The organism is Wolbachia endosymbiont of Drosophila nikananu (assembly GCF_028981865.1).
Lineage (GTDB): Bacteria > Pseudomonadota > Alphaproteobacteria > Rickettsiales > Anaplasmataceae > Wolbachia > Wolbachia pipientis_B.
Genome location: NZ_JAPQLL010000015.1, coordinates 1 through 17,395 on the forward strand (window position 1 = coordinate 1; position 17,395 = coordinate 17,395).

A 17,395-nucleotide genomic window follows, 5' to 3' on the forward strand; every position below is an offset into this window, starting at 1 on the left:
ACTTAAAAAACGCCAATACTGAAAATAGACAATGACTAGGGCTTCTTTTGCCTTTTTTTTCGTTTGGTAAATTTCTTAATATTTATAGCTAAACGACAACCGTCATCCCGCTACGTGTTAGCGGCTGAGATACCGTGACGGTATGACGTAGGGCTACAGGTGTCATCTCAGTGCCCCTGTGATGTCATTCCAGTGCTTGGCACTGGAATCCAGCCTTTATTATGCAGCCACTTGGTTGAAATTACGTCTTCTGGATCCCAGTGTCAAGCACTGGGATGACAGGAAGAGAAGGCTACTTGGATGACACCTTGACGATTTGAAGAATCATCATACCGCTACGTGTTAGCGGCTAAAAGATACCGCGAATGAATCGCGGTATGACGGTTCGCGGTGGCATCTCGTCATCCCGCTACGTGTTAGCGGGATCTCTTGTTAGCGGATGAGATACCGCGAATGAATCGCGGTATGACGGTGTAGATGATGGTTAAGTATTCCGCTACGTGTTAGCGGATGAGATACCGTGAATAAATCACGGTATGACGTAGAAGCTATACTTTTATACTCACCAGCTCAGTGTTCAATCTGGATCCAAGTAGTCAGAGCACTGGGATAACAGGGGAAGGGGGCTACTTGAATGACATCCTCCCTTGTGGACTCAAATCACAATGTTCGTACAGTTATGGTGGTATGATATGGAAAAATCTCTAGCCATAAGACACAAAGCCTAATGGAAAAAACTGCGAACGCCAGTGAAAAACATAGCAATTTTATTTTCATTTGCAGCTTTTATCACATCTTGATCTTTCAGCGAGCCACCAGGCTGAATTATAGCTGTAATTCCATGTTTTGCACTTTCTACTATGCTATCTGGGAATGGAAAAAATGCATCTGAAGCAAGCACTGCACCTTTACATTTTTTACCTGCTTTTTTTACTGCAATGTTCACACTATCTATTCTGCTTGTTTGTCCTGCACCGATGCCAATAGCACAACCATCTTTTGCTATAACTATTGCGTTGGATTTCACATGTTTACATATTTTCCAGGCAAAAATAAGATCTTCCTTTTCTTTTTCTGTTGTAGTGTATTCTGTTACTTGTTCTGCTTTTATTGTGTGGTCATTATTTTCTTGCACCAAAAACCCACCAATAACATTTTTAGTTTGGTATTTCACATTTTGTTGGAAAGATTTATGAATAATCACTCTTAAATTTTTCTTTCTTTGCAAAATTTTTAGTGCTTCATTGCTGACTGAAGGTGCTATCACTACTTCCAAAAATATCTCGTTTAATTTTTCTGCTAGCTTTAAATCTATCTCCCGATTTAAAGCGACTATTCCGCCAAAACTGCTTGTTTCATCACACGATAGAGCCTTTTCATATGCCTCTAAAGCATTATCACCAATAGCAGCGCCACATGGGTTATTGTGCTTTATTATCACTGCTGCAGGTTCTTCAAATTCAGAAGTTATGTTAAGTGCAGATTCTATATCTACTATATTATTATAACTCAGCTCTTTTCCATGTATTTTTTCCAACGGATATTTGGTAAATTGATTGCTATAAAATGCAGCTTTTTGATGGGGATTTTCACCATACCTGAGTTCTTGTACTTTATGTCCATATAGTGCAAAAAACTCTGGCAACTCATTATTTTTACTCTGGGATAAAAACCAACTGTGAATATTAGAGTCATAGTGTGCAGTGAGAGCAAATGCTTTGGTTGCTAAATGTTTTCTATATTCCAATGTTGTTCCATTGTTATTTTTTATCATCTCAGCTTTTAGTGCTTCGTAGTCTTGAATGCTAGAAATAACTGAAGTAAAACGAAAGTTTTTTGCTGCAGCTCTAATTAACGCCACTCCGCCGATATCAATTTGTTCTATAATTTGATCTTCATTTGAGCCGCTACTTACTGTCTCCCAAAATGGGTATAGGTTAGTTATAAGCAGGTCTATTGGCTCAACACCTAGATTTTGCATTTCCGTTTTGTGCTTTTCTCTATTGCAAAGTATTCCTCCATGAATTTTAGGGTGTAAAGTTTTTACTCTACCACCCAGTATCTCTGGAAATTGTGTGTAATCTGAGACCTCTTGTGTTTTTATTCCGGCATCAGATAGCGCTTTATAAGTATTTCCCGTTGAGAGAATTTCTGTTTGTTGCTGCATTAAAAACGATGCAAGATCAATTATATTCGTTTTGTCGTATACTGATATTAAAGCTCTTTTTATTTTCATTTTTGTACAGAAAGTCTTTTAAGATTATATCTAAGAAAAAGGAATTTGCCTATATATAGCTACTACGTCATACCGCCGTGGTATTCACAGCTGTATGAACATTGTGATACAAGAGACCAAGAAAGATGTCATCCCAGTGCCCAGACACTGGGATCCAGAAAACTTCACTTTAAATGAGCACACCAGGTGGCTGTACAATAGAAACTGGATTCCAGTGTCAAGCACTGGAATGACACCATCTACTACTCAAATTACCTGCAAATTGCAATGTTCGTACACCAAAACGCGGTATCTTGTTGTAGATTCCGCTAACAAGCAGCGGAATACCAAATTGTAGAAGTTGCTTTAGCCCTCCTAACCTTCCCTTCAAAGCAGTCTATTCTATAAATTTTTTTACCATGCTTGATTTCAAGCCACGAATAAAATCTTCAATACTGCAAGGATTTCTCCCTTCCATTTGTACAACTTTAGGAATTAAAGTGCCACCTTTTAAACTTATGTGCATATTATCATTAACGATCTTGCCTTGTTCTGAAGCGAGAGCTTCAAAGTCAGCATTAAGTATCCTGATACGTTTATTCTCTATCTTGATGAACGCTTTTGGGTAAAATGCTTTAACCTTTCTATAAGCAACCTCACAAGCATCACTTGCATAAATTTTATAATCTTCCACTTTGTCAGCGTAACATGCATCATTATCGTTCTGTTTTAAGGGAACCTGTTTTTCAATTTCGTTTAGCACTTTCAGCAGTAAATCACTGCCTAATTCAGACAATTTATCATGCAATGTCTTGTAGTTATCGTTCTTTTCGATAAGAAATTTTTCCTGTTTTAAAACAGGGCCGGAATCTAATCCTTCATCCAATTGCATAATGCTAACCCCGGTTTCTTGATCTCCTGCTAAAATTGTGTGCTGTATCGGAGCTGCACCACGCCACCTTGGTAGTAATGAAGGGTGAATATTAATACAACCATATTTAGGAATATTCAAAATTTCTCTTGGAAGTATCAATCCATACGCAGCAACAACTGCAACGTCTGGTTTGAAATTTCTAAATTTTTCTTGCTCTGCCGAAAACTTTAGAGAGATAGGAGTACATACCTCTATGTTACTTTCTTTAGCGATAACATGTACTGGAGATTTCGTTGGCTTCTGCCCACGTCCTGAAGGTTTTGGAGCCTTAGTGTATACTGCTACCACTTCGCTCTTTGATTTCAGTAACAAGCTCAGAGAATTAACAGCAAATCCTGGTGATCCCATGAAAATAATTCTCATGGTGTTTTTGCTTTAAGAATTCTCCGCTAGTTTACCACTTGCAGCTTCTACTAATTTGGCAAAATCATCCTTATAATTAACGGCCATCTCAGCAAGAATTTTTCTATTTAAATCAATGCCGGCAAGTGTAAGACCATGCATAAACCTACCATAAGTAAGCCCATGCTCTCTTGCTGCTGCATTAATACGTATTATCCATAAGCTACGAAAATCACGTTTACGGGTTCTTCTGTCTCTGTAAGCATATTGCAGTGCTTTTTCAACTCTTTGTAATGCAATTCTATAACAGCTTTTTGCACGTCCTCTATAACCCTTTGCCAGTTTCAATATTTTTTTATGACGAGCGTGAGTAGTGACTCCACGTTTTACCCGAGCCATTTTATTTTACCTCCATTTTGTTAAATACCATAAGGCATATAAAGCTTAACTATACGCGAGTCAGATTTACCAAGAATCGTTGTACCGCGCTGATTACGAATATTAGATTTGCTTCTCTTTACCATGCCATGCCTTTTGCCTGACTGAGTAGAAATGACTTTACCCTTAGCTGTAAGGTGAAAGCGCTTTTTAACAGAAGATTTGGTTTTTAATTTTATTCTCTTCATATTCCAAATAAATTTACAAACACTACTATTGAGTTCTTTAATAGTAATTAAGCATTAGTATAAATAATTTTATTAAAGAATCAAATTAAAATTGTATATTAAAGGAGTTTAAAAGTAATTATGCCCAATATGTGTGTTATACCTTCTTTATTCCCAAGTGGCAACAATACTTGCCTCATTTTAACACTTTCACTTTCTTCCTCTTCATTGATTGGGCATTTACTCTCTATTACAGTATCAAGTTTATCAATGACTGCATCTATTTTATATAGTCGCAAAAATGGTGCATCAATTGCATACTTATTATCAATGCGCGTCTTTTTCTCAAAACCATAAAATTCAACAGCCTTTTCTCCTGCATTTTCACAAATATAACCTTGATCCTTGACTTCAATGATAAAACAATGCTGCCACGACCCCATTATTTCTGCAGTGTCTATTTCGTGCCTTTCTGGCCAATCTCTGTCTGGTCCTTTTATGTCACTCCAGTGCTCAGTTACCACATTTGCTATTCTTTTTTCTTTGCCTACATAAATTTCCATTCCAATTTCCACATATAAAACACAGATATGAGGTAAATTTATCGTGAATATATTGATTTTTTCTTACCACAAGGTGCATGTTACTAGAAGTTCTGAGATCTATAGCTAAAGTGGCTTAGGTTTACCTACAATTTGAAAAACAACAAATTCGTCATTCCGCTACTCGTTAGCGGAATCTATGCTGAGATACCACGGCGGTATGACGTAGGGAAACCTTTCTTGAGTTAGCTATAGAGAGTGGTATTGATTTTATTTCCATTGCAGCTTATTATTCATGGATAATCTCAATAAAAATAATGAAGTTAAGTAAAATCAGAGAAAGATTTATAAAATTTTTTATAAGTAATGGCCACGAGCAGGTTTCTTCTTCTCCTTTGATTCCAGAACATGACCCAACACTCATGTTTACAAATGCTGGTATGGTGCAGTTTAAAAATATTTTTACTGGTGCTCAAAAAACTGAAATGAAACGTGCTGTCTCAAGTCAAAAGTGCCTAAGAGCAGGTGGTAAACACAACGATCTTGAAAATGTTGGCTATACAACTCGGCATCACACATTTTTTGAAATGCTCGGAAATTTTAGCTTTGGTGATTACTTTAAGGAAACTGCGATAGAATTTGCGTGGAAATTTATCACTAAGGAGTTATCTCTTGATAAAAACAGACTATCCATAACCGTCTACCATACTGATGATGAGGCGTACGAGATTTGGCGTAAGATAAGTGGCTTTTCAAGTGATAAAATCATAAGAATTACAACGGATGATAACTTTTGGAGTATGGGAAGCACTGGTCCATGCGGTCCATGTTCTGAAATTTTTTATGACCATGGGAGTCCTAATTTACAAGACGACGATAGAATTGTTGAAATCTGGAATCTGGTATTCATGGAGTTTAACAAAGATGAAGAAGGTAATTTACACAAATTGCCAAAAAAATGCATCGATACTGGAATGGGTCTTGAGAGAATAGCTACTGTAATGCAAAATGTCCATGATAACTATGATATTGATCTATTTTCTGCTCTGATCAATAAATCTCAAGAGTACTGTGGAAGAACGGAAAATAAAATAGCGCATAAGATCGTAGCAGATCATCTTCGCGCGGCTGCATTTCTCATCGCAGAAGGAGTGCTTCCTGGAAATGAGGGCAGGAATTACGTATTACGCAGATTAATTAGGAGAGCCACACGTTATATCCACCTGCTTGGATATAATGATTCTCTACTCCATCGCATTTTTCCGGCGCTGATAGATAGCACGAGTTCGGCTTATATGGGAGATGTTTATCCTGAATTAGTCAGAGCCAAAAGCTTAATAGAAACGACGTTAAAATCAGAGGAAGAAAACTTTAAAGACACTTTGATGAAAGGTATCAATCTCCTGGAGAAATTCACTACAGATTTAAAATCGGGCGATACTTTGCCTGGAGAATCAGCATTTAAGCTATATGACACCTATGGGTTTCCTTTGGATATTACACTTGATGTTTTAAAAGAGAAAAAAATAAATTTTGACCAGAAGGGTTTTGATAATGCAATGGGAGAACAAAAAGAGAGAGCACGTGCTAAATGGGCTGGATCTGGTGAAAAATCTGTTGAGCAAGTATGGTTTGATTTGATCAATAAATTTGGCAAAACAAAATTTGTTGGTTATGAGTTCAATGAAGTAAGTGATGCGAAAATACTAGCTATAGTTTCCTATAAAAATGAAGTAATTGATTCTGCAAAGGAGGGAGAAAAGATAACCATTATACTTGATAAAACACCTTTTTATGGCGAGTCAGGTGGACAGGTGGGAGATACTGGCAGTCTGATCAAATCTGATAGAAGTATTATTATAGTCGAGAATACCAATAAGGTTAATGACCTATATTTGCACAGATGCATAGTTAAATCTGGCTCAATGTGTAAAGGTGATACAGTTGCAGCAAGCATTGACAAGGAAAGAAGGCAAACCTTAAGAAGAAATCATTCGGCTACGCATCTTCTGCACTTTGCATTGAGGAAAATCTTGGGTGATCATGTCACTCAAAAAGGTTCCCTAGTTGCACCAGATAGACTGAGATTCGACTTCAGCCATAACACTCAAGTGACTCAAGATCAGTTATTCTGGGTAGAGGATATGGTAAACTCTCTAATCAGAGAAAATCTTTCTGCATCTACAAAAATTCAAAGCATGAATCAGGCAATAGACGAAGGAGCCATGGCGTTGTTTGGTGAAAAATATGGTGATCAGGTGAGAGTTGTAAATATTGGAGATTCGAAAGAGCTATGTGGTGGCACGCACGTTGAACATACTGGAGAAATCGGTTTATTTAAGATAGTAACAGAAAGTTCTGTTGCTTTTGGAGTGAGGAGAATTGAAGCTTTAACTGGTCAGGAAGCAATTAATTATGTACGTGATAATGAAATTAACTTAAAAAAAGTTGCAGAATTCGTAAAAGTGCCAGTAAGTGAAATAACAAGCAGATTAAGTGTTTTAAGTCAAGAACACAAAAAATCCGAAACCGAAATAAGAAACCTATATAAAAAGCTTGTGAGTGCAGAGAATATAAAAAGCACTGAAATAAATGGAATAAATTTTATAAGCCACACTTTCACTGATATTCCAGCAAATGTAATAAGAGAGTTTGTTTTGCAGCAACAAAAACCAAAAACGGTAATAGCTTTCACGGCAACAGAAAAAGATAAAATAGTCTTGATTATTAAAGTAAGTAAAGATTTAATCAATAAGATTAGCGCAAAAGAACTAATATCAATAGCAGTTGAAAAGAACTGTGGTGGGAATGCTGAACTTGCACAAACAGGCTGTGATAGCAATAAAATAGATGATGCCATTACAGCTATTTATAGCAAAATAACCGCTTCTAAGCACTCTACGTCATACCGCCGCGGTATCTCTTAGCCGCTAACAAGTAGCGGGATGACGGTTGTCATGGTGTCATGAAAGTAGCCTCTTTCTTGTCATCCCAGTGCCCAGACACTGGGATCCAGGTTGCTCACAAGCAAACTAGTATAGAAAGTGGTTGCAACATTTTCGATGAGGTTATATGGAAAACTGGATTCCAGTGTCAAGCACTGGAATGACATCATAGGGACTACTCGGATGAGAAAAAAAGGAGCACTGGAATGACACCTTCCTGCCCAGTTCATGTTGCTATAAATATTAAGAAATTTACCAAATAAAAAAAAAGGCAAAAGAAGCCCCGAGTAGCGAGTTTTGACTCTATATTACTGTAAGTGGCGCTGTAATAATGTGCTAACGCTTAAAATAAGCGCGATTTGGCTGAATGTAGAAAAATTTTAAAAGACATGCAGCCACTATAATTTTATGTAATCCGCCAAAAAATACCCTAAGTTTTTTACTGAATTTTGTCATTGAACCTGCGCAGATCAAAAACAAGTTTTGAGTCAGAGATACCCTTAATGTCATGATAAGGGGGCTGGCGGAGTTTGTCAAAGAAGTTTTTTCGTTAGCAAATTTTAATGCAAAGATTACTATCAGAAAATAGGTTATGCAAGAGGTCTAATTATTCTGCCGCAATTTTGCTCTATCACACTTGCCACATTTAATATTCCAGCTTCGTCATAATAATTTCCAATCACTTGCAAGGCAAGTGGTAAACCCTCATTGGAAAGCCCAACAGGAACAGAAATAGCAGGCAATCCTGCAAGACTTGCTGGCACGGTAAACACATCATTGATGCACATAATTAGCGGATCTGGCTTTTCATTTAAGCCAAAAGCTTCTGTTGGAGCAGATGGTACAAGTATATAATCTATTTTTTCAAATGCTTTTATAAAATCATTTCTGATTAATGCTCTAATGCACTGCGCTTTTTCGTAATATTCATTATAATGACTTGAAGAAAGCGCATAAGCGCCAATTAAAATTCTTCTTTTCACCTCTTTACCAAAACCTTCTGCTCTTGTTAGTGAATACATTTCTTCAAGGGTATCAGCATCAACCCTTAATCCATAACGCACACCATCGTAACGAGCAAGATTGGATGAAGTTTCAGCAGAACAGATTAAATAATAGACCGGTATTGCATATTTAGTATGTGGCAGAGTAATGTCAACAACTTCAGCGCCATTTTCTTTTAAATAGGAAGCAACTCTTTCCCAATTATGAACTATTTCCTCTGAAATTCCATCCATCCTATATTCTTTTGGTATACCAATACACTTACCCTTGACATCACCATTTATAAAGCTAGAAAATTTAGGCACTGGCTTTTCGCTCGATATTGAATCTTTTTTATCATAGCCACAAATTGCTTCCAGCATTAATGCTGAATCAGAGACAGAACGAGTAATGACTCCTGCTTGATCCAGAGAACTCGCAAATGCAATCATACCAAAACGAGAGCATCTTCCATAAGTTGGCTTTATTCCAACTACTCCACAATAAGCTGCTGGTTGGCGTACAGATCCACCGGTGTCGCTTCCTAACGCTCCAGCGCATAAAAATCCAGCAACTGATGCTGCAGATCCACCAGATGATCCACCAGGAACAACTTTTTTCCCATCACTTTTTCTAATCCACACATTTTCAACAGGGCCAAAATAGCTGTTTGTATTCGCAGAACCCATAGCAAATTCATCCATATTAAGCTTACCGAGCATGGCTGCTCCACTTTTTAAAAGCAAGTCAGACACTGTAGATTCGTAAGTCGGAACGAAATTTTCCAGCATTTTTGAGCATGCTGTTGTTTTTATTCCTTTTGTACAGAATAGATCTTTGATGCCAACTGGTATACCCATGAGCGGCGAGATTAAATCATCCTTTTGCCTAGAGAAATGTTCATCTGCAGCTTTAGCAGCTTTCATTGCTATCTCTGGGGTTTTTGTTATAAATGCATTTAATTTCTCATTTTCAACTGCACTGATGTGCGCCTCTACGAGTTCAACAGCGGAAAAACTCCTTTTTTTGAGCCCGTCATGCATTTGTGTGATATTTAACTTTTTTAGTTCATTCATCAATATTTAATTTTTAGCAAGACGTTAATTATAACATGGCACGGTAAAAAATCTATACATTTATAGTTACAGCTAGAAATATAGCTAAGACCTGTACATAATTGATGCTCAGAGTGTAAAGAACGCAGATATTGCTGAAGAAAAAGGCTAGATGCTGGTAAAAAAATCTCAGGGCCATATCGCAGTTGATACTCAAGACATGCAATTTATGTAACAACTGCAGGAATAACTGACCGCAGCAGTGCTGTGAGAATGGTCAACAATGCAAAAGAAAGCCTTTCTGGAGTTAAAAATATACTGGTTGATGCGGGCTATACAGGAGGGAATTTTGCAATGCAAATAAAAGATATTATTGGTGCAACTGTTGAAGTAATAAAGCGAAGTGAATTTGAACAGGCTCTTACAAAGTATACAAAAAACGTTTACAATCAACGTTCAACGTGATAAATTAAAGAAGGTTTATTCCTCGGTAGCTCAGTGGTAGAGCACTTGGCTGTTAACCAAGTAGTCGCTGGTTCGAACCCGGCCCGGGGAGCTCTTCTCTATGAAATTCTAGTGTTAATCTTATATGGGCATTAAATCAATCGTTTTATGTATACTAGATGGCTGGGGAAATGGAGTAGAAAGCAGTAAATATAATGCTATTAGCAACGCAAATCCACTCTGTTGGCAATATATTAGCTCTAATTATCCAAAATGCAGTTTATCCGCCTGTGGAGCTGATGTTGGGTTACCAGGTAGTCAAATAGGTAATTCAGAAGTTGGCCATATGAATATTGGCAGTGGTAGAGTAGTAATGCAAAGCCTTCAGCGCATTAATCAAGAGATTGGAGCAATAGAAAACAATGTAAATCTACAAAGTTTTATTAGTAATCTAAAAAGTAAGAACGGAGTGTGCCATATAATGGGATTAGTGTCAGATGGCGGTGTTCATTCGCATCAAAAGCATATTTCGACTTTAGCAAATAAAATATCACAGCATGGAATCAAAGTGGTGATACATGCATTTTTAGATGGCAGAGACACATTACCAAATTCAGGAAAAAAATGCATTCAAGAATTTATAAAGAGTATAAGGGGAAATGACATAAGAATTGCTACTGTTTCTGGGCGTTACTATGCTATGGATCGTGATAACAGGTGGGAGAGAACAATTGAAGCTTATGAGGCTATCGCATTTGCAAAGGCACCTTGTCATGATAATGCAGTATCGTTGATTGATGAAAATTATCAAAATAACATAACTGATGAGTTTGTCAGGCCCGCAGTAATAGGTGACTATCAAGGTATAAAACCAGAAGATGGAGTGCTGTTGGCTAACTTTCGTGCTGATCGAATGATACAATTAGCAAGTATTTTGCTTAGTAAAACAAACCATACTGAAATAGCAAAACTCTCTTCAATTTTAAGCATGATGAAATATAAAGAAGATCTCAAAATTCCTTATATTTTTCCTCCTATATCTTTTGCTAACACTTTAGGACAAACAATAGAAGACAATAAATTGCAACAATTACGCATCGCCGAAACCGAAAAATACGCTCATGTGACTTTCTTTTTTAATTGTGGAAAAGAAAAACCTTTCTCTGGTGAAGAAAGAATACTCATTCCCTCACCAAAAGTTCAAACTTATGATTTGCAGCCCGAAATGTCAGCCTTCAAGCTCACAGAAAAGCTTGTAGAAAAAATTCACTCCCAAGAATTCGCACTGATAGTTGTAAGTTACGCTAATCCTGATATGGTAGGGCATACAGGTAATATAAAAGCAGCCGAGAAAGCTGTGCTGGCTGTAGATGGTTGTCTTGCGAAAGTGCTGAGTGCTGTTAAAAAGTCAAGCAACACCGCATTAATTGTTACTGCAGACCATGGTAATGTGGAATGTATGTTCGATGAAGAAAATAATACACCTCATACAGCACACACTCTAAATAAAGTGCCGTTTATTGTGTCTTGCGATAATCTAAAACTAAGAGACGGAAGGTTATCTGATATTGCCCCTACTATTTTACAGCTACTTGGAATTAAGAAACCTGATGAAATGACAGGTAGTTCGTTGATTGTATAGTACACCTTATGCTACTATAACTCTACTGTTGAGGGTTGGTTTGCATTAGGAAACAAAACACTGTGCATAGCAGATAGCATATCTATTTGCTGCTCTAAATGACCATGCTCTGCTTCCACATTAGAGTACCGAATATTGTTTTCTCCAGCATATACAGATAAAGAACCATCGTCTTCAACCGCTTTGTTGTTTTGCAATATTATATTAAAAACTCCCTTCTGTTTTAAAGCCTCAAACCAATCTTCAACTGTCATGTAGAAAAACTCACCCGTTCCGCTTTCTGGACATACTTCTGGATAAATCTTCAGTACATCACGGGAAAGTGGTGGAGAAAAATAGCTTTTGAATGAGTAGCTGGGAGAGTTGTAGTTATTATGCAGAGCGATGATATGGTCTTGACCAGGAAGCAAGAAATCTAAAATTTTTTCTGCAAAATTTCTAACTGCTTTCAAAGCACCTTCTGAAAAATTGCCAAATTCTTTTAAACTAGCCTCTGCACCCACGTCGTCAAATATACGATTGGGATCAAATTCATACCGCTCACCATTTAAGTAAAATTCTACATTGCGTGGGGTACCATCACCATGGATAATGTACAGCATTCTTCCACCAAACTGCTGGATTATACACTCGCCAGCTTCTTTTGAAGTTACTTCATTTTGATGCACATTGATAAAATTGATTCCACTTGTATCGCTACTTTTAATAAAAAGCTTAACTGTGGTATCACCTAACGTTAGATCATATTCTTTAGTGTCGATGTTTGACATTTTACTGCTATCAATAATAAAAGTAAATAATAGCCCAATTTTTACTTTATGCTAGCTATACGCTTTTACTTTTAAATTCTTTGCTGTCAATATTAATGATTCATTAAAGAAGCTGTCAATATCACCAATATTACCTATACTTTTTGTACTGATAGATTGGTCAATTCTTTTAACTAGATTAGATAGAACTTTATTAGGGCCAATTTCAACAAATTTGTTAATGCCACGGCTTGCCATATACAAAACCATTTCTCTCCATCTCACTCTGCTTATGACTTGTTTAGCAAGTAAAGCTTTTATAACTTTGGGATCATTCTCCTCTTTAGCTGTAACATTTGATATCAAAGGAACTATAGGACGGGTTATTTTAATACCCTCCAAAAATTCCAAAACTTTTTCATCAGCAGGTTTCATAAGAGATGAGTGAAAAGGTCCACTAACCTGTAACTTAACTAATCTCTTGATGTTCAAGTTCTTGAGCAAATCGAGTAATATTTCAAGACCCTCTCTAGTACCACTTATAACTATTTGCCCACCACCGTTATCATTTGCAATTTCACAAACTCTATCAATCTGGACTGATTTTAAAACATCTTCCACTTCGTTTAGCTCCGCTCCAAGCAATGCAACCATTCCCCCTTCACATTTCAAAGAAGCTTCATGCATTGCTTCGCTGCGAATTTTCAGCAGCTTGATTGCAGACTCAAGAGTCAATGCCCCTGCAGCACATAGCGCTGTATATTCACCGACTGAATGTCCACAAACATATTTAATTCCATAATTAGAAAAAAGAGATTCACCAAACACATGCTCGATAACACGTAGCGTCGCGATTGACACTGCCATTATAGCTGGCTGAGTGTTTTCTGTAATGGTTAATTCTTCAATAGGACCGTTGAAGATTAAATGAGACAGCTTTCTACCCAATATGCTATCCACTTCATTAAATACTTGTCTTGCAACGGAAAACTCACTATATAAGCTCTTTCCCATTCCTACAAACTGAGAGCCCTGACCAGGGAAAGCAAAAACCATGATAACTATTATTTATTCCTTATTAAGTATAACATTTTATTTATTTTTTGTCAATATTTTAGAATAATGATTGACTTAGTGAATTAAGTTCACTAGAATATTAACTGACTAAAAGTTTATAAGCAACAATGGCAGAAATTGATTATCATAAGGTTACTATAGTCATGACAGATGGTCAAGAGGTTGAAACTCGTTCCACTTATGGAAAGGAAGGTGATAAGATAAAACTTGATAGGGATCCTCTCACTCACCCTGCATGGACTGGAAGTTTGGCAAGTGGATCAACAAATAAAACTAGCAAATTAGCTAAGTTTAACGATAAATATGGGGATATTTTCTAGTTTTTCGCTTCTTTTTCAGATGCATAAATACAAAAATATAGGCTATATCGCTTCTGAGTCACCAAAATCGCAGGAAGTATCTAAACTATTAAAGAAACTTAATTTTATCAATATAACAGAAGAAAATAAGTCCGAAATTGATCTACTGATAGTTGTTGGCGGTGATGGCTTTATGCTGTGTACCTTGCATAATTACGTCATAGAAAATAAAAACATGCATGTGTATGGGGTAAATACCGGCAATGTTGGGTTTTTGATGAATAAATGCTTTAAAGATTTAATTGATCATATAGAACATGCAACTTCAACTCAGTTAACTTTGCTAAAAATGGAAGCAACAGACACAAGTGGCAAGAGGTATCACTACATAGCGGTAAACGAGGTATATGTTTTTAGAAAAGCAAACCAAATAGTAGAAATGAATATCACTATTAATGATAAGCTAAAAGTAGAAAAATTTAGAGGGGACGGAGTAATATTATCTACTCCCACAGGCAGCACTGCATATAACTTCTCTGCTGGTGGCCCAATCTTGCCGCTAAATTCAAATTTACTTGCATTGACCTCTATCAATAGCTATTACCCAAGACATTGGAATGGAGCGTTAATATCAAACGATACAATCGTACAAATTGACATTAACGACACAAAAAACCGTCCAGCACTTGTAGTATCAGATTACAAGGAGTTTCATAATATATCACAGATAAAAATACAAAAAGACCATGAGAACACAATCACTTTGCTTTTTGACAAGGATTACCCTCTGAATGAAAGGATCTTTGATAGACAATTTCTATACTAATAATTATACGTAAATTGGTATTTACTATATCTTAATAACTATAGCGTAATCAATGCAGCATTAATAATTAATTTTGGAGTAAATATGGGACCAGTAACGAATCTACCATCGTCTGAAGAGAATGCACTATTAATATTTGACTTTGATCAAACAATTACAAATAATTCTATGTGCAATTTCTTTACATCCAAGGGATATGATGATTATGATTCTGGTAAAGAAAAAGCAGTAATTAAAGAAAAAATAGAAGAATTTTTACAAAAGGAAGGCTCAGGAATCAAAAATGAAGAGAAGCTAAATTCTGTATTGAAGTCTGCACTTTCAAGCGGAGTGGAAGTTGCTATTGTATCGTCTGCAAAATACATAAAAGCAGTAGAGTATGTAGTGAAAAATCATTTAGGTTTAACAGAAGAGCAGGCACAAGGTATTAAAGTAGTTGGAGGAACGACTAAGCGTCAAGATCCACTAAATTCAGCAGAAGTAGCTAAAAGAATGAATGAGCCTCAAGATCCACAAATTGCAAAACATCTATGTGTTTTATCTCTTTTAAAAGCATATAAGAAAGACAAAGGTATATTACCGCAAAAAGTCATGTTAGTTGATGGTAATCAGCGGGGCATTAATCCTGCTGATGACTTTTATAAAAGCATCAAGGAAGGATTATTAGAAAAAGATATGAAGGGTCTCTTAGAAAATATAGATCAAGAAATAGCGGAAGTTGATGTCAGGGAAGAGGAAATAAACAATATTGCATTTAAAGGGATTAATGTATCTAGTGAGCCAACAACAAGAACAGACGGAGCAGCGGATGATGGTTATTTAGACAAAGTAGGAAAATGGATTAAAGAGCCTATACAGAATCTTGAGAATCCAGTTGATGATGGTCCGGAGAATCATATTTATGCAACTATAGATCCAAGTAAAAAAACTTCGAAAGAGAGTTCAGATAGTGGAATAGATAATCAAAGCTCAGGAATGAAAAGATCAGTTTCACAAGAAACGGAATTTAGTGATCCTTGGAATAGGGAAAAAATTAATAATGAAGTGCCATCTCTCATGCAGTTGATACGAGAAACGAAATTTAGTGACTCTTGTGATAGGGAAAAAAGTGAGAAAGATATGTTAGAAAAACTCAATAATAGTTTAACTCCTTCTCTACTTGAAAGTGATGATACCAATAGTGAAATGGATTCAGAAATTCCTTTAATCAGCCCAAGCAAGAAAACAAACAGATTCTTGCCAAGGGTAAAATATGCCATTCAGCAGAAGGGCTTTATAATTTCCGTTGTAACTGCTGTTATGCTTAGTGCATCCGCAGCTTTAGTATATTTACAAGATAAAGCAAAATTTGCTGCACTTTTTGCAAACTACCAAAGCTATATTACTATACCGGTCATTGTACTTGCTTCATTGCTTGCAATTCTTCCAATATATTTAGCAGTAAAGCAATTTAGAAATACTGAAGAATATCAAACCCAAGGAAAAGATGCAGATAAAATTTTAGATGATGTGTTGGAGCACCAGCCAAAGGACAAAGTGATGAAATCTGTAAGACTAGAATATAGCAATGGCACTCATTCAAATTTTGTACTTAATGCTTGAGAATCTAAGAATGACTTCATCAACATTGACGAAAAAGTAGTTAGCAGAACTAACAAAATAGAATCAGTAATCAACGACAGACCACTATTTACTGCATTATTAGCCAGTGTAATTGCTGCAAATGTAGCACTTCCTTTAGGGCTACTTGCAACAAATGGTGTTAATGGTGTACAAAAATTTTACCAGAACCCTTTGACTAATGACATAGGACTATCATTACTTATGGGCTCAGGTGTACTTGCATTATTAATTTTGTGTCTTGGTGTACATTACTATAGAAAAACAAATTGTACTAATCTTATATACTCTCGGGAAAAGATTGGCGCTGAAGGTGTTAATGAGAAATTCGCTCAGGAAATAAAACAAGAGAGGACAAATGTTCTTGGGGAAAATCACAGTAAGGACGCAAAACGTTGCAGTTTAACGCTTGAGCAAGTTGTGGTTCAATCTCATAATTGTAAGGATGCTATTTATAGTGTCGGTTAATCAAATGCACAACGTAAAACACAATGCCTTATGCTCTTTCTTCGTCATCCCAGCGCGTGACACTTTATAATGATGTCATGAAAGTAGCTGACACTTGGGGTCTATGTTTTACACGCTGGAATGACAAAGTGAGCGTGCGTAGGTGTTCTCCTTTCTCGTCATCAGAGTAGCCCCTTTTTTGTCATCCCAGTGCTTGACACTGGGATCCAGAAGACTTAAATTCAACCAAATAATAAAGGCTAGATCCCAGACTGGGATGACACCCTACTTAACCGTCATACCGCGATTCATTCGCGGTATCTCATCCGCTAACAAGCAGCGGGATGACGAATTGCTTAACCGTCATTCCGCCACGAACCGTCATACCGCGATTCATTCGTGGTTGACCTTACCCAGAAAAAGTAGAGAGAAAGTTAAGACTTTTTTGTCATGAAAATGATGCATCAAATTGTTCGGGAATGCAATAGTTAATAGTAGAATGTCTATGTTGTTTGTTATAAAAGATTTCTATGTATTCAAATATGGCAGTTCTAGTTTGTTGAGCAGAGTGTTGCGAGGTATCAATAAGTAGACTTCTTTCAAAATTGAGAGAAGGAGTGTAAGATGAAATATTTGAAAGGTGAAATATAAAGAAATAAAGGAGTTAGA

16 protein-coding genes, 1 tRNA gene and 2 pseudogenes are annotated in these 17,395 nt (G+C 36.6%); 10 read left to right on the forward strand and 9 right to left on the reverse strand.

Annotated elements, in window-relative coordinates:
• Nucleotides 1-724 precede the first annotated feature (724 nt).
• A complete protein-coding gene (purH, locus tag OZD67_RS00905) occupies nucleotides 725-2,236 on the reverse strand; it encodes a bifunctional phosphoribosylaminoimidazolecarboxamide formyltransferase/IMP cyclohydrolase (protein WP_182183077.1) in 1,512 nt (503 codons plus the stop codon).
• A 133-nt stretch (nucleotides 2,237-2,369) separates the two neighbouring features.
• Between purH and OZD67_RS00910 the strand changes: the two are divergent.
• Nucleotides 2,370-2,525, forward strand: a pseudogene (locus tag OZD67_RS00910) (WPE palindromic element domain-containing protein); the annotation flags it as partial.
• 87 nt (nucleotides 2,526-2,612) lie between these two features.
• Here the strand turns inward: OZD67_RS00910 and fmt are convergent.
• From fmt to OZD67_RS00930, 4 genes are all read right to left on the reverse strand, one after another.
• Nucleotides 2,613-3,512, reverse strand: coding sequence for a methionyl-tRNA formyltransferase (gene fmt, locus OZD67_RS00915; protein WP_182183074.1), 900 nt, complete (start codon nucleotides 3,510-3,512; stop codon nucleotides 2,613-2,615).
• Nucleotides 3,513-3,524: 12 nt separating this feature from the next.
• Nucleotides 3,525-3,890: a 50S ribosomal protein L20 gene (gene rplT / locus OZD67_RS00920; protein WP_182183073.1), complete on the reverse strand. Its 366-nt coding sequence runs from the start codon at nucleotides 3,888-3,890 to the stop codon at nucleotides 3,525-3,527.
• A gap of 20 nt (nucleotides 3,891-3,910) precedes the next feature.
• Nucleotides 3,911-4,117: a 50S ribosomal protein L35 gene (rpmI, locus tag OZD67_RS00925; protein WP_064125368.1), complete on the reverse strand. Its 207-nt coding sequence runs from the start codon at nucleotides 4,115-4,117 to the stop codon at nucleotides 3,911-3,913.
• A 98-nt stretch (nucleotides 4,118-4,215) separates the two neighbouring features.
• Entirely contained in the window at nucleotides 4,216-4,659 is a 444-nt protein-coding gene (locus tag OZD67_RS00930; RefSeq protein ID WP_182183071.1) for a PAS domain-containing protein, read from the reverse strand.
• A gap of 296 nt (nucleotides 4,660-4,955) precedes the next feature.
• Here OZD67_RS00930 and alaS point away from each other — a divergent pair, with 296 nt between their 5' ends.
• Together alaS and OZD67_RS06355 are read left to right on the forward strand one after the other, a co-directional pair.
• Nucleotides 4,956-7,565 carry an alanine--tRNA ligase gene (gene alaS, locus OZD67_RS00935; protein ID WP_182183069.1) on the forward strand — a complete coding sequence of 870 codons (2,610 nt, stop codon included), beginning with the start codon at nucleotides 4,956-4,958 and terminating at the stop codon, nucleotides 7,563-7,565.
• 38 nt (nucleotides 7,566-7,603) lie between these two features.
• A complete protein-coding gene (locus OZD67_RS06355; RefSeq protein ID WP_259346621.1) occupies nucleotides 7,604-7,747 on the forward strand; it encodes a hypothetical protein in 144 nt (47 codons plus the stop codon).
• Nucleotides 7,748-8,173: 426 nt separating this feature from the next.
• On the opposite strand, the gene gatA is transcribed toward OZD67_RS06355, so the two are convergent.
• Nucleotides 8,174-9,643: an Asp-tRNA(Asn)/Glu-tRNA(Gln) amidotransferase subunit GatA gene (gatA, locus tag OZD67_RS00945; protein WP_182183067.1), complete on the reverse strand. Its 1,470-nt coding sequence runs from the start codon at nucleotides 9,641-9,643 to the stop codon at nucleotides 8,174-8,176.
• Between the two features lie 252 nt (nucleotides 9,644-9,895).
• Here gatA and OZD67_RS00950 point away from each other — a divergent pair, with 252 nt between their 5' ends.
• The 3 genes from OZD67_RS00950 (at nucleotide 9,896) to gpmI (ending at nucleotide 11,708) form a co-directional block, all read left to right on the forward strand.
• The gene (locus tag OZD67_RS00950; protein ID WP_182183065.1) at nucleotides 9,896-10,087 is read left to right on the forward strand and encodes a hypothetical protein; all 192 of its coding nucleotides are present in this window, start codon (nucleotides 9,896-9,898) and stop codon (nucleotides 10,085-10,087) included.
• A gap of 19 nt (nucleotides 10,088-10,106) precedes the next feature.
• Nucleotides 10,107-10,178, forward strand: a tRNA-Asn gene (locus OZD67_RS00955).
• Between the two features lie 33 nt (nucleotides 10,179-10,211).
• Nucleotides 10,212-11,708, forward strand: coding sequence for a 2,3-bisphosphoglycerate-independent phosphoglycerate mutase (gpmI, locus tag OZD67_RS00960; RefSeq protein WP_182183063.1), 1,497 nt, complete (start codon nucleotides 10,212-10,214; stop codon nucleotides 11,706-11,708).
• Nucleotides 11,709-11,722: 14 nt separating this feature from the next.
• Here the strand turns inward: gpmI and OZD67_RS00965 are convergent, their stop codons facing one another.
• Both OZD67_RS00965 and fabD read right to left on the reverse strand, forming a co-directional pair.
• A complete protein-coding gene (locus OZD67_RS00965; RefSeq protein ID WP_182183061.1) occupies nucleotides 11,723-12,478 on the reverse strand; it encodes a hypothetical protein in 756 nt (251 codons plus the stop codon).
• Nucleotides 12,479-12,529: 51 nt separating this feature from the next.
• On the reverse strand, nucleotides 12,530-13,513 hold the full coding sequence (gene fabD / locus OZD67_RS00970; protein ID WP_182183060.1) for an ACP S-malonyltransferase: 984 nt from the start codon (nucleotides 13,511-13,513) through the stop codon (nucleotides 12,530-12,532).
• Between the two features lie 128 nt (nucleotides 13,514-13,641).
• Between fabD and rpmE the strand changes: the two genes are divergently transcribed.
• The 4 genes from rpmE to OZD67_RS00990 all read left to right on the forward strand — a co-directional run bounded on the left by rpmE (nucleotide 13,642) and on the right by OZD67_RS00990 (nucleotide 16,747).
• A complete protein-coding gene (gene rpmE, locus OZD67_RS00975; RefSeq protein ID WP_182183058.1) occupies nucleotides 13,642-13,854 on the forward strand; it encodes a 50S ribosomal protein L31 in 213 nt (70 codons plus the stop codon).
• A gap of 19 nt (nucleotides 13,855-13,873) precedes the next feature.
• Complete coding sequence (locus tag OZD67_RS00980; protein WP_182183057.1) at nucleotides 13,874-14,659, forward strand: NAD kinase; 786 nt, start codon at nucleotides 13,874-13,876, stop codon at nucleotides 14,657-14,659.
• A gap of 84 nt (nucleotides 14,660-14,743) precedes the next feature.
• Complete coding sequence (locus tag OZD67_RS00985) at nucleotides 14,744-16,261, forward strand: hypothetical protein (protein WP_259346620.1); 1,518 nt, start codon at nucleotides 14,744-14,746, stop codon at nucleotides 16,259-16,261.
• Nucleotides 16,262-16,453: 192 nt separating this feature from the next.
• Nucleotides 16,454-16,747: a hypothetical protein gene (locus OZD67_RS00990; protein WP_274999635.1), complete on the forward strand. Its 294-nt coding sequence runs from the start codon at nucleotides 16,454-16,456 to the stop codon at nucleotides 16,745-16,747.
• A 427-nt stretch (nucleotides 16,748-17,174) separates the two neighbouring features.
• Here the strand turns inward: OZD67_RS00990 and OZD67_RS06190 are convergent.
• Nucleotides 17,175-17,333 (reverse strand): annotated as a pseudogene (locus tag OZD67_RS06190) (IS3 family transposase); the annotation flags it as partial.
• Between the last annotated feature and the right edge of the window lie 62 nt (nucleotides 17,334-17,395).

Coding starts and splice junctions, on each gene's coding strand:
- rplT (WP_182183073.1), bottom strand. CDS start 3,890: ATGGCTCGGGTAAAACGTGGAGTCACTACTCACGCTCGTCATAAAAAA.
- purH (WP_182183077.1), bottom strand. CDS start 2,236: ATGAAAATAAAAAGAGCTTTAATATCAGTATACGACAAAACGAATATA.
- OZD67_RS00930 (WP_182183071.1), bottom strand. CDS start 4,659: ATGGAAATTTATGTAGGCAAAGAAAAAAGAATAGCAAATGTGGTAACT.
- OZD67_RS00965 (WP_182183061.1), bottom strand. CDS start 12,478: ATGTCAAACATCGACACTAAAGAATATGATCTAACGTTAGGTGATACC.
- fmt (WP_182183074.1), bottom strand. CDS start 3,512: ATGAGAATTATTTTCATGGGATCACCAGGATTTGCTGTTAATTCTCTG.
- gatA (WP_182183067.1), bottom strand. CDS start 9,643: ATGAATGAACTAAAAAAGTTAAATATCACACAAATGCATGACGGGCTC.
- OZD67_RS00980 (WP_182183057.1), top strand. CDS start 13,874: ATGCATAAATACAAAAATATAGGCTATATCGCTTCTGAGTCACCAAAA.
- OZD67_RS00950 (WP_182183065.1), top strand. CDS start 9,896: ATGGTCAACAATGCAAAAGAAAGCCTTTCTGGAGTTAAAAATATACTG.
- gpmI (WP_182183063.1), top strand. CDS start 10,212: ATGGGCATTAAATCAATCGTTTTATGTATACTAGATGGCTGGGGAAAT.
- fabD (WP_182183060.1), bottom strand. CDS start 13,513: ATGGTTTTTGCTTTCCCTGGTCAGGGCTCTCAGTTTGTAGGAATGGGA.
- alaS (WP_182183069.1), top strand. CDS start 4,956: ATGAAGTTAAGTAAAATCAGAGAAAGATTTATAAAATTTTTTATAAGT.
- rpmE (WP_182183058.1), top strand. CDS start 13,642: ATGGCAGAAATTGATTATCATAAGGTTACTATAGTCATGACAGATGGT.
- OZD67_RS00985 (WP_259346620.1), top strand. CDS start 14,744: ATGGGACCAGTAACGAATCTACCATCGTCTGAAGAGAATGCACTATTA.
- rpmI (WP_064125368.1), bottom strand. CDS start 4,117: ATGAAGAGAATAAAATTAAAAACCAAATCTTCTGTTAAAAAGCGCTTT.
- OZD67_RS06355 (WP_259346621.1), top strand. CDS start 7,604: ATGAAAGTAGCCTCTTTCTTGTCATCCCAGTGCCCAGACACTGGGATC.